General features: G+C 38.2%; 10 protein-coding genes. 2 read left to right on the plus strand and 8 right to left on the minus strand.

The window, feature by feature from the left end:
• Nucleotides 1-42: 42 nt before the first annotated feature.
• Together SVZ03_01050 and acsA are read right to left on the minus strand one after the other, a co-directional pair.
• Nucleotides 43-324: a DUF4242 domain-containing protein gene (locus SVZ03_01050; protein MDY6932791.1), complete on the minus strand. Its 282-nt coding sequence runs from the start codon at nt 322-324 to the stop codon at nt 43-45.
• 1 nt (nt 325) lies between these two features.
• The gene (acsA, locus tag SVZ03_01055; protein ID MDY6932792.1) at nt 326-2035 is read right to left on the minus strand and encodes an acetate--CoA ligase; all 1710 of its coding nucleotides are present in this window, start codon (nt 2033-2035) and stop codon (nt 326-328) included.
• A gap of 823 nt (nt 2036-2858) precedes the next feature.
• On the opposite strand from acsA, the gene SVZ03_01060 reads away from it, so the two are divergent.
• Nucleotides 2859-4343, plus strand: coding sequence for a coniferyl aldehyde dehydrogenase (locus SVZ03_01060; GenBank protein MDY6932793.1), 1485 nt, complete (start codon nt 2859-2861; stop codon nt 4341-4343).
• 222 nt (nt 4344-4565) lie between these two features.
• Here SVZ03_01060 and SVZ03_01065 read toward each other — a convergent pair whose 3' ends face one another.
• The 5 genes from SVZ03_01065 to SVZ03_01085 form a co-directional block, all read right to left on the minus strand.
• Nucleotides 4566-5237: a response regulator transcription factor gene (locus SVZ03_01065; GenBank protein MDY6932794.1), complete on the minus strand. Its 672-nt coding sequence runs from the start codon at nt 5235-5237 to the stop codon at nt 4566-4568.
• Between the two features lie 15 nt (nt 5238-5252).
• A complete protein-coding gene (locus SVZ03_01070; protein ID MDY6932795.1) occupies nt 5253-5723 on the minus strand; it encodes a rubrerythrin family protein in 471 nt (156 codons plus the stop codon).
• Nucleotides 5724-6005: 282 nt separating this feature from the next.
• Nucleotides 6006-8486, minus strand: coding sequence for a PAS domain S-box protein (locus SVZ03_01075; protein MDY6932796.1), 2481 nt, complete (start codon nt 8484-8486; stop codon nt 6006-6008).
• A 38-nt stretch (nt 8487-8524) separates the two neighbouring features.
• Nucleotides 8525-10960, minus strand: coding sequence for an AAA family ATPase (locus SVZ03_01080; GenBank protein MDY6932797.1), 2436 nt, complete (start codon nt 10958-10960; stop codon nt 8525-8527).
• Between the two features lie 177 nt (nt 10961-11137).
• Nucleotides 11138-11842: a flavin reductase gene (locus tag SVZ03_01085; GenBank protein ID MDY6932798.1), complete on the minus strand. Its 705-nt coding sequence runs from the start codon at nt 11840-11842 to the stop codon at nt 11138-11140.
• 557 nt (nt 11843-12399) lie between these two features.
• On the opposite strand from SVZ03_01085, the gene nadD reads away from it, so the two are divergent.
• Nucleotides 12400-13020, plus strand: a complete 621-nt coding sequence (nadD, locus tag SVZ03_01090) for a nicotinate-nucleotide adenylyltransferase (GenBank protein ID MDY6932799.1) — start codon at nt 12400-12402, stop codon at nt 13018-13020.
• A gap of 673 nt (nt 13021-13693) precedes the next feature.
• On the opposite strand, the gene SVZ03_01095 is transcribed toward nadD, so the two are convergent.
• Nucleotides 13694-14095: hypothetical protein (locus SVZ03_01095; GenBank protein MDY6932800.1), on the minus strand; the 402-nt coding region annotated here is incomplete at its 5' end.

A 14095-nucleotide genomic window follows, 5' to 3' on the forward strand; every position in this document is an offset into this window, starting at 1 on the left:
TAATATATTAAATCCAATGCTCATAATGGGATAAGCTACTTTCTAATCCTCCATATCTCCATGAATATCCCAATAACACTCGTCAGGTGTCATCTCATCAACCTCCACGACTTCTTCGGATGGCAGGTGATGTTTATTTAAGATATTGATTAGGGTTTCTCGATCAGAAGCCTCCCACAAACAATATATTTTGCCCTCCTTCAAGTTGTAATTTACCCTCATCCAGCTAGCTTCCTTTTCCCTTGCGCATGTTTTACAAAAATTATTAATATGGTGCGATACAAACTTTGGATCTTTCTGATGTATTATCATGTATTTGGGCATATTACTCCTCCATTGTGGATAGATCACCAGTAGGCAAGCCTAACTCCCAAGCCTTAAGGACTCTTCTCATTATCTTTCCGCTCCTGGTCTTAGGTAATGAATCGCGAAAGTCTATCTCTCTAGGCGCTGCATGCGCAGCTAATTCTTTCTTAACAAACTGTGATATCTCCCCTTTTAATTCATCTGAAGGCGAATATCCTTTATTAAGAGAGATAAATGCCTTAATTATCTGTCCTCTTAGCGCATCTGGTTTCCCAATTACACCTGCCTCTGCAACTGCGGGATGTTCAAGTAGCTTGCTCTCCACCTCAAAGGGACCAACACGCTCTCCAGAAGTCTTAATAACATCATCCACCCTACCCTGAAACCAAAAATAACCATCCGCATCCTGGTAGGCTGAATCACCAGAGATATACCACCCATTAAAAGAGAAATATTGCTTATACTTTTCCTCATTTTTCCATATCTTTCTCATCATTGATGGCCAGCCTGCCTTAATTGCAAGATTGCCTATACTGTTTGGGGGCAACCTGTTGCCCTTATCATCTAAAATTGCTGCCTCAACACCTGGGAAGGGCTTTCCCATTGAACCAGGCCTTACAGGCATGCTCGGGAAATTGACTATAATCTGCATCCCAGTCTCAGTCATCCACCATGTGTCATGAATGGATTGATTAAAAGCCTTTAATCCCCAACGAATCACCTCTGGATTTAATGGTTCTCCTACACTGAAAATCAATCTCAATGTTTCAAGATTATATTTCGAAACTTCTTCATCCCCAGCTGCCATGAACAATCTAAAGGCAGTCGGAGCGCTATACCATATAGATACTTTATATTTCTCTATTGTAGAGTACCATCTATCAACGCTGAATCGCCCCCCCCTGATGAGGCTTGTTGCGCCATTGAGCCAGGGTCCATAGATTCCATAAGCTGTTCCAGTTATCCAACCAGGATCCGCAGTACACCAAAAGATATCTTCATCCCTCAGATCCAACACCCACTTAGCTGTCTGATATTGCCCTATCATTGCGTTCTGAACATGAAGAACACCTTTGGGCTTGCCAGTAGACCCGGAGGTGTAGTGCAGGATTAAAGGATCCTCCAATCCTAACCATTCTATCTCAGCCTTCTCAGATGCCTTCTCCATCTCTAATTCATAGCTAATCTCTCCAGATTCCAATCTATCCTCAACTCCAACCAAGATTATATGTTTCAGAAATGGCAAATCCCGATTTGGTATTCTATGTTTCATCTCTGGTGTAGTAATAATTGCCACTGCCTCACTATCAGCCAATCGATCCCTAACTGCCTCCTCCATAAATGCTTCGAATAATGGCCCTACCACAGCTCCAATCTTAGCTATGCCCAGAAAGGTAATGTAAAGTTCCGGAGATCGAGGCATAAAAACAAAAACCCTATCACCCTTCTTAATGCCTATAGATCTTAACACATTGGCAAATCGGTTTGAAAGATACTTAAGTTCCATAAAGGTATATTTTTCTTCCCTAAAATCATCTATATAATAGAGAGCCACCTTGTTCTTGCGCCAATTCTCGGTATGCTTATCAATAGCCTCATAGGCTATATTCACCTTACCGGTGTTATACCAAGTAAAATCCCTTTCAACATCTGACCATTGAAACTTATCGTATACATCTTCGTAACTTTTCAAATTAGCCTGTGGCTCTCTTGGTTGTAACGAATTCATATTCAATTGATTCCTCCTCTATGCTTTTCATATCCTATAAATTGCATATTGTTATCAACATTATCCTAAAGTAATATGATTTTATTACTCCACTTATGAACTAATTGTAAAATATTAAAAATCAATTAATAGTTAACAAAATTCATCAATAATCGCATTCTCATAAATTATGTTTAGGAATGATATACTTCCCTCAAATGTAACGACATATATAATATGAAACTGGAGGCCTAAGTTTTTTACAAAAGTATAGTATCTTAAATGAAATGTCAATTCAGATTAATTGTTATTTTTAAATAGCAAAATTCGTATATTTCTATTAGTAAATTATTATTAATATCTATTAACAAAATTTGTTAATTCGCTAGTCCACAAGAAGCAGTTTATCCACACATGTGGTTGATAGAAACATAGTTAACCGATAACTGATTGAGGTGCAAATAAAAGATATAGAAAGAAAAAATATTTGTTGATTATTTTTACTTGCATCTTAAGATGTGATTCAATATAAAGTTAGGATATATAACCACTTTTCATTCATGTTCTAATGATTGTATCAGATATGCATTCTGGGGATACAATTATAACATGCGCCATGTACTCCTTCCCCCATTTTGTTTATCGATAATTGGAATGTAACCTAAATTGAATTCCTTTTTTTATATGCACAATTCAATTAGGATACATCATTAGAAATTAATTTAATTAGACATCTGGACAATTCATCGAAGAATTATATTCTAATTTATCTACACAAATGCATGTATATAAAGTTAATAATATTAGAAAATTATAACAATAATGAAAAGGATGTTAAAAACACATGAATAAAACAAAAACTGTTGATTCTGGATCAAAAAAAGCACCAACTAAGAGAGCTGGCAAGTCGGCTGCTGCTAATCCATATATGCATATTCTTGAGCGACAAAAGGCAGCATTCAACACAAATGATATTCGAACCTATAAGGAAAGGGTTGATGCATTGATGCGTTTGAACAAATCGTTGGGGGAATTCTCAGAGGAATTGGTTTCCGCTATACAGGCTGACTTCGGTCATCGCTCTCACCATGAAACCATAATTACAGAGGTGCTGGCCTCCATGGCAGAGATACGCATAACGAAGGCAAAGCTCAAGGGCTGGATGAAACATAAAAAGGCTCCTATGAGCATAGCTGTAATGCCAGCCACCGGGCGTATCCTTTATCAACCCAAGGGTGTTGTTGGCATAATGGGAGCATGGAACTACCCGGCATTCCTAGTATTCTCTCCCCTAATTGGAGTTCTGAGCGCTGGCAATCATGCCATGATAAAACCATCCGATGTCACCCCAAGGACCTCAGAGGTTATTCAAAAAATGATAGCTAAACACTTTGATGAGGAATATATAACTGTTATCACAGGGGATGTGAATGCAGCAATCGCCTTCTCCGAACTGCCCTTTGATCATCTTATATATACAGGCAACACAGAAGTTGGTCGCAAGGTGATGATGGCTGCTGCAAAAAACCTGACACCAGTCACACTTGAAATGGGAGGCAAATCGCCAACCATAATAAGCGAAGATTATCCGATTAAGAAGGTAGTCACAAGAATTATGATGGGTAAATCAATTAATGCTGGACAAACCTGTGTTGCGCCAGATTACATTATGCTGCCCAAAAGCAAAGAACAGGATTTCATTAACGAGTATTCCAAGGCAGCAGCAAAGCGCTATCCTTCATTAGCCAATAACGAAGATATCACCTGTATTATAAATGATCGTCACTTCAAACGTATTCAAGGTCTTATTGATGACGCAAAGCAGAAAGGGGCAAATATTATCCAGGTAAATCCCAATAACGATAGCCTCCCAAAGGGCAAATGCATCATCCCAACGACCATAATTACTAATGTAACTGACGACATGAAGGTGATGCAGGAGGAAATATTCGGGCCGGTTATACCACTAAAAACCTATGAGACTCTTGAGGAGGCTCTACAATATGTCAAAAACAGAGAAAGACCTCTTGCATTATACTATTTCGACAACAGGAAGAAAAGAATAGATAGGATGATAAAGCAAAGCATATCTGGAGGTGCATGTGTGAATGACACTATGCTGCATCTTGCACATATGAATATGCCCTTTGGAGGCGTAGGATCAAGTGGGACCGGAAGTTACCATGGATTTGACGGTTTTGTTGAGTTCTCCCACAAAAAGGCGGTTCTCTATCAGCGTAAATTCTTCTCTCCCTCAGTATTTATGAAGGGCCCATACCCACAACGATTAATAGGCATATTAAAATCGTTAATTAAACGATTAGGATAAAATATAAAACTGAAGATCGATTATTATTGCTTTTTAATGAAACAGCGTTGCATAATTTTAGTATAATAATGAAACCAAATGAAATAATCTATCAGTTGTACTAACCAACATTGACACTGATATGCACTGAATTCTCAGAGGATTTATTCACACTGCCACATGGGAAAAGACTATAAGCAGATCATCAAAGCCTTAACACTTTAGGTTCATTAATAGTTCGGTTTACTTTTCTTGCATAATGATCCATTGAATGGCGTGTTTAGTCAACTCAGCAGAATTATTCAGCTTCATCTTAGTTCGAATATTTCTTCTGTGACTCTCAACTGTATAAATGCTTAGATTCAATTTCTTTGCTATTTCCTTTGTGCTGAATCCATTACCGATTAGTTGAAAGATTTCAAACTCCCTATCCGTCAGTGTATCAATGGACAGCCCATCTGTATCAACGGATCCATGAATAAGCTTGTCAATAATCTTTTTTGAGAGGATATCACTTATGTATAGATCGCCTTTCAGAACAGTCCGTATAGCGTCAATTATATTTTTGGGCGCCACCTCCTTCATGATGTAACCCCTTGCTCCAGCCCTTATGGCACGCTCAGCATAAAGCGATTCTTCATGCATAGAGAGCATAAGAGTATACACCTCCGGGAATCTCTCTCGTATGGATCTTACTAGATCAATGCCATTTATACTACCTCCAAGAGAGATATCCACAATCACAATGTCAGGCTTATGTTTATTGATTAGGACCATTGCCTCACTTGCATCTGAAGCCCCGCCGCATACCTTTAGATCATCAGCCTTCTCAACTACCTGCTTTATTCCCTCCCTGATAATTGGATGATCATCAACTAACACAATGTTTACATTATTCTTTTTTTTTGTACTCATAAATCAATAATTATATTAGCCTATCCCTTTATCCTTCATATAGTATAGAATCCTATTAACATGATCCTTATCATCATCAGTCAATTCTTGAAAGACTTTCATTACTCCTGAGGATGATGTTTTATCCATAGCATTATTGAAGTGAATCTCCCCTGCTGACCTTTCAACTTCGAGGGCAGCATTAAATGCCGCTTCTCTTGAAGGGGGATTTTCGTTGAAGTCATTCATTAGTGAAATCAATTTGTTGTTCACTCCAATTAGGGTTTCCAATGATGAACTTAATAATTCAGATGGAAAGATATCTTGAGATAAGAGAGGGTCTTTGCTATCCCTTATGAGAGTAGCATGCTTTTTTTCTTCCAATTGCATTTCCCACCAAAAATCCGAATCTTCTGGAAATTGTTTGTATAAATACAGATAAAGATTGGCCACATTTTCTTCCAGTTTTATCGATTCATCGATAAGTTGAGGTAATTCTTGGTTCATTTTATTCTCCTCAAAATGAAATTTAATCAGCAAATTAACTTGCTGATCAGCTTTTTTTTATAAATTAATAATAAATTAATCATTTATTGTCAATCCCTGGAAAACACTATTTATTATTAACAATATTCATTATAAAATCATACCAGAAATTCATTAGCATATACAATTTGAAATAGGAGATAAAATAGATTGGTTTAAACCGAAATAAAATTTATGTGGGGATAAAAAGACATTATTTTTTATTGAGAACTATACAGTATAAAGAATTCTTTATTGGATATGTCACCTTTTCAACCGAATCTCAAGCTGATATCCACCATCCTCGTGATTGCCAGTATAAAATTCTGCACCAATTATATTCGCCCTATATCGCATTATTCTTAATCCCATTCCTGAATCTACTTTTGTATCAGTGATACCCTTTCCATCATCCCGAATGATCATACTGGTATATAATTCGTCCGAAGATAAATAAATATAAATATTTTTAGGCTTTCCATGCTTTATTGCATTATTCACTGCTTCTCGAGCAATATAAAATAGATGTGTTGCTATTTGAATGTCATCAACAATAAAATAACCCTTCTGTAATAACTTACATGATACGTTAAATATCTCTTCTGTAGAAGCAGCCATCTCTTCAAGGGCTGACTTTAAACCCCTTCTCTCCATCTCAACGGGACAAAGCATTCTTGTAATTTTCCTTGTTTGCACAATCGCGCTTCCAATAAGCCTGTCAATCTTCTCTATATTATCCGAAACATCTATGAATAATTTTTCAGGCACCTTTTGTCTTAGCGCTTCCACTAAAAACGCAATGGCAGTTAAATTTTGTCCCAGGATGTCATGCAGATCATTCCCGATTCTATGCCTTTCCTGTTCACTTATCTGTAATACCTCCCTTTGAATCTGCTCCTTTTCTGTAACATCAATATAATATTGAATAATGCCATATATCTCCTCTTCCTTTGAGATATATGGCACGGAATGAACAAGACATTTTATTACATTACCATCCGGCAATAACTTGCTAATTTCATATTCAACATCCCTTTCGCCATTTAATACCCTTTCCATTGGACAATTACTTGTCTTGCATCTGCTTTCATTCCAAACATCAAAACATTTTGTTTTTCTTATGTTATTTCTATCAAGATGAAACATCTTAATAAATTTTTTATTAAAATTAATATAATTGAATTCTCTATCAATAGAAACCACTCCAATAGTAATTGTATTAAATATTTGATTTAATTCAGCGTAAGCCTTACTCTTCTCCACTTCAGCCAGCTTGCGTTCAGCTATCTCCCTGTGAAGTTGCTCATTAACCCTTCTAAGCTCAGTAGTGCGTTCCTTTACAGTCTCATCTAGCATGTCTTGATACTTTTTTAAAACATCATCCGCCTCCTTTCGCTTTGTAATATCTTGAACTATGCCAAGCATTCGAATTGCGTTTCCATCCTTATCACGCACAACATCACCATTTTCGGAAATCCAGCGAATTGTGCCGTCCGGCCATATGATGCGATGCTCAATTGAGTACTCTTCATCAAATTCTATACATGCGTTGACCGAATCAATTACATTCTCTCTGTCACATGGGTGCACACACTCTAAAAATGCCTCATAGGTTGATCCGAACTCTCCGCGCTTAAAACCAAACATCGGCTCTATTGTCTCGGACCACTCAAGATTACCGGTTGTGATATCCCAGTCCCAACTGCCTATATTGGCAGCCCGCTGAGCAAGTTTATATCTCTCCTCACTCTTCTCTAACGCCTCCTTGGCTTCCTTGTGATTGGTAATATCCACAACCATTGAACGGCTTTCAACAACCCTTCCATACTCATCCATCACAGGATTATTGGTGAGACTAATCCACACCGGGGTTCCATCCGACCTCTGCATCTGCAACTCTTCATCGGTTATCCTCTCACCTGCCCGAAATCGTTCGAAGATATTAGATGCTTTAACCTTACCGTGTAATGTGTCAGCATATAGCGAAAAAACAGATTTACCGGTTATATCCATTACATCAAAACCCAAGATTTCTCCTGCCTTCTTGTTGCATCTGCGAATAACGCCATCTATTCCAACTGTAAAATATGCGTTTGGTGCATAATTATAAAGATCTCTGTGTTCATACTCCGACTTTTGAAGACTCTCCTCAGCGAGCTTCCGATTCATGGCAATCCCGATGCTGGCCCCAATTCCCTCAAAATATTGTATCATATCGCAGGTAAACATATTTTTACGCCTGTCATTCAATTGAAGGAGTCCAATTATATCTCCATCCGATGAAAGGGGAATCAGAGCTACAGATTCATATCCCTCGCTAAAGCAGCGACCCCTGAAATAGGCCAAGCTGTCTCTATGTGAAATTGAAGCCATAAACTCGGTTGAGTCGTTTATCCAAAGACTACTGCCTTTGGCAATATATTTCATATTATAATCCATTCTATTCCTGATTATATTACCACACAGGCATTCAAGAACTGGGAATCCATCAAAGTCGCGTACTAATTCATCCTCACCTGTATAAACGCAGAGATTTCTTTCAGCCTCAACAAATTCCTCTGTAAATCCGGATGTTTCATAATATGGATAGTCTTCTCCCTCCCTTAAACGTATGCCTACAGCTTGAAATCCCGTATATTTTTTTATCAACAAAAGGATATCTCTAATTGTATCATTCTTTTCGCCTGATTGATTGAGCGACTCCAGCAGTTTAATCAGTAACTCCTGACGTTCTTCAGCTTTCATTATTCCATTTATTAGATCATTGTTGCAAAAAATGTAATCTATTTCTCCTCATCCCCTGATGAATATGATTTTAATCCATCTGCGATCTCTTTTAACCGTTTGTTCACTAAATAATTTATGCTGCCCTCAGGATAGGTGTTGTCCTCCCTTCTCTCCCCAGCCTCAATATCTGTTAAAACTTCAATCCCCTCATCAATGGTCTTAACTGCATAGATATGGAACATGCCTTTAGATACAGCATCCACGATCTCCTCATGCAGCATCAGATTGCGTATATTTGTGTGAGGTATCATGACACCCTGTTCCCCTGTAAGCCCTCTTGCCTTGCATACCTTATAGAATCCCTCAATTTTGTAATTGACCCCACCGATCGGCTGAACCTCGCCAGTTTGATTCACTGATCCGGTAACAGCGATCCCCTGCTTCAATGGCACTCCTGAAAGGCTAGAGAGTATTGCATATAGCTCTGTAGAGGAAGCGCTATCCCCCTCTATCCCCTGATAGGACTGCTCAAAACAAAGGCTTGCCGAAAGGGAGAGAGGTTTCTCCTGCGCATATTTCCATCCGAGATATCCGCTCAATATCATAACACCCTTATTGTGTATTCTACCGCTAAGCTCCGATTCGCGTTCAATATTTATCACACCGCTACGCCCCATGAAGGTTTTGGCAGAAATCCTTGATGGACGACCAAACATAATATCGCCCATATTATATACGCTAAGCCCATTTACATGCCCAACCTCAAAACCCTCAACATCAATCATAACCGTGCCATCATCAATATGTTCACGCATCCTCTCATCGATAAGATTATGTCTGAATATCTTTTCATCAAACGCCCTTTGCACATGCTCAGCAGAAATCAATGACACCCCAGCTTTGACAGCCCAGTAATCAGATTCCAAAAGCAACTCCTTCAATTGCCCGAATCTTGAGGAAAGCTTTTGTTGATCAGCCACCATCCGAGCTGCATACTCAAGCATCTTAGCAACCCCTGAGGAGTCAAAAGGGAGAAGTTTTTCCTCCTTGCAACAATTAGCAATAAAACATGCATAAGCTTGCATATTATCTGGAGAGCGGTCAACCTGTGAGTCGAACTCCGCCTTCACACGAAACAATTCCCAAAACTCTTCATCATATTCAGACAGCATATGATAAATATAGTTATCACCAATAAGAATTATCTTAACATTAACTGGCATCGGTTCAGGCCTCATCCCTACAGGAGCGATGAAACCAAATTGCTCGTAGGGATTTTCAACCCGTACCTCTTTTATTCTTATGGCTCGCTTTAAGGCTTCCCATACTCCTACCCTCATAAGCACATCCCTAATATTCAGAAGCAAATAACCGCCATTAGCTCTACTTAGCGAGCCAGCCTTTATCATTGTGTGATCACTCAAGTAACCCCCAAAGGAAAATCGCATTTCAACCTTTGCAAAAAGGTTAATATAGGTGGGATTGCTCTCCACTATCACAGGCGGGCCTACTGTTTCGCTGTTATCCACGAACAAATTGATCTTAAAAGGAAGGAAGGGGTCCTTTTCACCAAAAATTGGAGCATTTGGCATACCAGGGTAGGCCTGAGCCGGCGCCTCCTGTTGTTTGAATATGCCTAAATATTCCAATGTATAGGCTTGCAAGCCTTTTAAATAGCGATCCATACCATAATAATGCCTAAAATCGTTCAGCAATTCATGAAATATTGAATGGATTGTATTTTCTCCAATATTGCGGTCCAATTCTCGCAATCGGTCCTGCATGTTTTTTTCCGATTCTCTAAACCTGTCAAAACTCGCTCCCATCTGTTTCATTAGATTATCACGCTTCTCATCCAAAACCTTTCTCTGCTCTTCGGGTAACGAAAGGTAATCGGTTCGAGACATGGTTCCACTAACAGTCATTGGAATCAACAATGGCCCAGTGGGTGTTATCTGCAACAGAAAACCCTCGGATTGGGCACTCTTCTCTAGTTGATCTAAAATTTGTCTCTCCTCATTCTGGCCTTCCTCAACAATCCTGCCCCTCGCCGCTCCATATTCCTCACTAGAGAATGCCTTCCCCAACTCCTCCTTAAGCCTCAGCAATAATGTTGACATCTGATTTGAAAAAGTTTTACCCATCCCCTGAGGAAGTTTCAATATCTGTGGTTGATCAGGATCATCAAAGTTATAGACATAACACCAATCATCCGGATGATATGACTCTTCACTATCCTGTCGTTCATTTATGAGCCTCTTTATATGCTCCTGAACCGCTGTTGTCTTGCCAGTCCCTGTCAAGCCAGCAACATAGATATTGTAACCGGATCGATTCATTTCCAAACCAAATCGTATGGCCTCAATAGCCCTACTTTGCCCAATAAATTCCTCTAAAGAAGGCAATTCCTCTGTACAAGTAAAATGTAACTGATCAGGATCACACTGCCAGCGCAATCTATCAGCACTAACCCTATGCCTTTCCATAACCATTCGCATCCTCCTCTATTATCAAAATTCATCTATAATCTAACATACTCGTAGGCTATTTTTAACAGATTAATCTAACAGATCATTTTTGTGATTGGAAAGCCTAAATATTAGGATGTTTTATTTATCCCCCTTCCCTACTGAAATTCACTCCAATTGATTGTATCAATTCTGTAGAATCTATAATTTTTCAAATTTATCCTTGCCTGCCCCGCATATAGGGCATACCCAATCTGCTGGAAGATCAGCAAAAGAGGTTCCTGGGGCAACACCACTCTCAGGATCGCCTTTCCCAGGCTCATAAACATATCCGCATACCGTACATCTGTAACTGATATTATTTTCTTTATGCTTTTCATCTTTCTTCTCATCTTTAATAAATGTTGGAGCAGATTCCGGCGTTTTCCCCCTCTTAATTTGATGATAATACGAATAGGTCATTGGTTCGCCATCTTCAATCAATTCCGCTTCAATCACCTCCCCCACAAAAATTGTGTGAGTTCCTACATCCATACGCTGGACCAATTTTAATTCAAGATATCCCAATGCATGTTCTATTATTATGGGGGTTCCCATTGATCCTTTACGATAGTTAATGTCCTTACATTTATCATAGTCTCTACCGCATTTAAAACCGAAATTTCCAATAAGCGATAATGGGGCATCCTGACTGAGTATAGAAATTGAAAAAGAATCGCTATTAGAGATGCATTCATGTGTGAAATTCTGTTTATTTATTGCAACAGCGACCATAGGCGGCGAGCTTGTAACCTGAATAACAGTATTACAAATTTGCCCGTTAACTTTCTCTCCTTTTTGAGAAGCTATTATATAGAGTCCATAGCTTATCTTATGAAAAACTCTAGAATTAATCTTAGTGCCCATATTCTACTCCCTTTTGATAGTTTAGCTGGATATTGCTGCCAATATTATTCTTATCACAAACGTAATTGTTAATAATGAACACATTCATCTAATGTTTTCTCATATAAACATTAACTAAAATTTCAGTGTAATATATGCAAAGTGAAATACAAATGAAATCCCGCCTTATTCAGGGAATTCATCTAATGGCAATGAAAATGTAGCAACCTTAAGGATAAATAAATGACATACATAGCGAGCCTACATATCAATTTATCACGATGACTTGATCACACTTGAAATATTAATTAATGATTTTTATATGTTTAATACAATCACAGGCGAGGCATTATTCACATAGTTTGGATTGACATATTAGTATTATATTCAATAAAGTCAAATATTATTCACCCTTATAGAAGATTCAGAAACTCAAGCCTTAGTAAACCTAGAGGTTTGAAATGATAGGAGAGGAGACACTTGTGGCCATAAATGATCAATCGCAGGTTAAATGTTCTATAATACGATTATGTTCTAGACATGCTAAAATTTAATTACTTCAAGAAATATTAATAAATATGAAAGCAAGAAATAATAAGTTTGGGATTATGGGAGGCTCTTTTGATCCTATCCATTTTGGCCATCTGCAAGTGGCTGAATTCGCCAGAGAAAGGATGGATTTGAATATGGTTTTCTTTGTAATATCTCATTGCCCTCCTCATAAATCAATAAATGATTTGTCTTCTTCACATCACCGCTTATCCATGGTTGAGCTGGCAATAAGGGATAGGCCATATTTCGAATCATCTAAAATAGATATTGAGAGTGGATGCCCAACCTACACGGGTGATACCATAAGAAGATTTAAAAAAAATTATGGAGATGATAAGGAAATCTATTTTATTAGCGGCATTGATGTGATTCTTGCTATTATTAACTGGGATAAAGCGAGGACATATCCTGGAATATGTAATTTTATTGCTGCAACAAGACCTGGGTATGATGAAATAGAGATTGGAAATAAAATTCCGGATATTTTTAAACCTTTCATTACAATAATAGAAGTGCCACTTTTGGCCATCTCTTCTACTGAAATTAGATTACGAATAAAATCTGATAAATCTATTGCAGGGATGGCACCTGATCCTGTACAAAATTATATCAACAAAAATGATTTATATAAAGGAAAAGGAGTGTAATTCTGGTGACTAGCAGGCATTCTGCCAACTTCCACTGCACATGATGTAGATCATTCTATGTTGATTTGAATGCAATGATAAAAATGCTGGAAAAGCATGAAAAAGCCAAAAGTTCGAAGACACTATATAGTCTGCCCCATTGTCAGATCCGTCCCCAATTCATCCGCTATTCTGTCCATAAGGATGTTCCTACTTAATTGCATCATTCTACCTGAATAATAACTCGCCTAACGAAAAAACTCAATGAATTTGAGACGGGGACAATTAAAATATTGGTCAATGCTGCGTTTACTTTCTGTTTCTGTGACTCTTAAGATGCGCGCGACTACCCAGCTAATGTCATTCCCCTGCATTCATCTGACTTCTGCCCACATCTTTTTGTGTAAAACAAGTAGATGTGGGGATTAAAGTGATTTGGAGATATTTGATCAATTTCTATTCTTCTAAAATCTGCACTCTCCTTAGCAAAGTTAACAAGAATACCAACTTTAAGTCCGGCAGCTTTAAAATATAAACGAATTTGAGCATAATGTGATCTGCTAAGATAATAATAATTCCATCAAGCCCAGGACAGCCAATTTGTTAATCTTGTTAAAAATAATAACTTTCTTTTCATTTTCTGCTGTAATATTACAATTGTTTAATCCAAATAATAATGCCTTTCTATAAATACTTACCCAAAACCCTGTGCCAGGAGTATTATGAACCTTACCCGGGTAGTTGCTAACAAAGTTTGAAATAAATAATTGCCCCATGATGATGAGATCGCAAAGGGATCATCAAAAAAAATAAGGAAAAACAGGGCAATTCTTATTAAATTATTCTTCTGACTCTGATAATAATCATTCTTACCTAGGTAATATTCATTCTGACCTAGGTAATATCCTTCCTGACCTAGGTAATATTCTTCCTGACCTAGGTAATATCCTTCCTGACCTAGGGGATATCCTTCCCGACCTAGGGGATATCCTTCCCGACCTAGGGGATATCCTTCCCGACCTAGGGGATATCCTTCCCGACCTAGGGGATATCCTTCCCGACCTAGGGGATATCCTTCCCGACCTAGGGGATATCC

This window comes from Spirochaetota bacterium, assembly GCA_034190085.1.
Lineage (GTDB): Bacteria > Spirochaetota > UBA4802 > UBA4802 > JAFGDQ01 > JAXHTS01.

Excerpts from the sequence above, each read along its gene's own strand:
- SVZ03_01050 (MDY6932791.1), bottom strand. The coding sequence starts at position 324 with ATGCCCAAATACATGATAATACATCAGAAAGATCCAAAGTTTGTATCG.
- acsA (MDY6932792.1), bottom strand. The coding sequence starts at position 2,035 with ATGAATTCGTTACAACCAAGAGAGCCACAGGCTAATTTGAAAAGTTAC.
- SVZ03_01060 (MDY6932793.1), top strand. The coding sequence starts at position 2,859 with ATGAATAAAACAAAAACTGTTGATTCTGGATCAAAAAAAGCACCAACT.
- SVZ03_01065 (MDY6932794.1), bottom strand. The coding sequence starts at position 5,237 with ATGAGTACAAAAAAAAAGAATAATGTAAACATTGTGTTAGTTGATGAT.
- SVZ03_01070 (MDY6932795.1), bottom strand. The coding sequence starts at position 5,723 with ATGAACCAAGAATTACCTCAACTTATCGATGAATCGATAAAACTGGAA.
- SVZ03_01075 (MDY6932796.1), bottom strand. The coding sequence starts at position 8,486 with ATGAAAGCTGAAGAACGTCAGGAGTTACTGATTAAACTGCTGGAGTCG.
- SVZ03_01080 (MDY6932797.1), bottom strand. The coding sequence starts at position 10,960 with ATGGTTATGGAAAGGCATAGGGTTAGTGCTGATAGATTGCGCTGGCAG.
- SVZ03_01085 (MDY6932798.1), bottom strand. The coding sequence starts at position 11,842 with ATGGGCACTAAGATTAATTCTAGAGTTTTTCATAAGATAAGCTATGGA.
- nadD (MDY6932799.1), top strand. The coding sequence starts at position 12,400 with ATGAAAGCAAGAAATAATAAGTTTGGGATTATGGGAGGCTCTTTTGAT.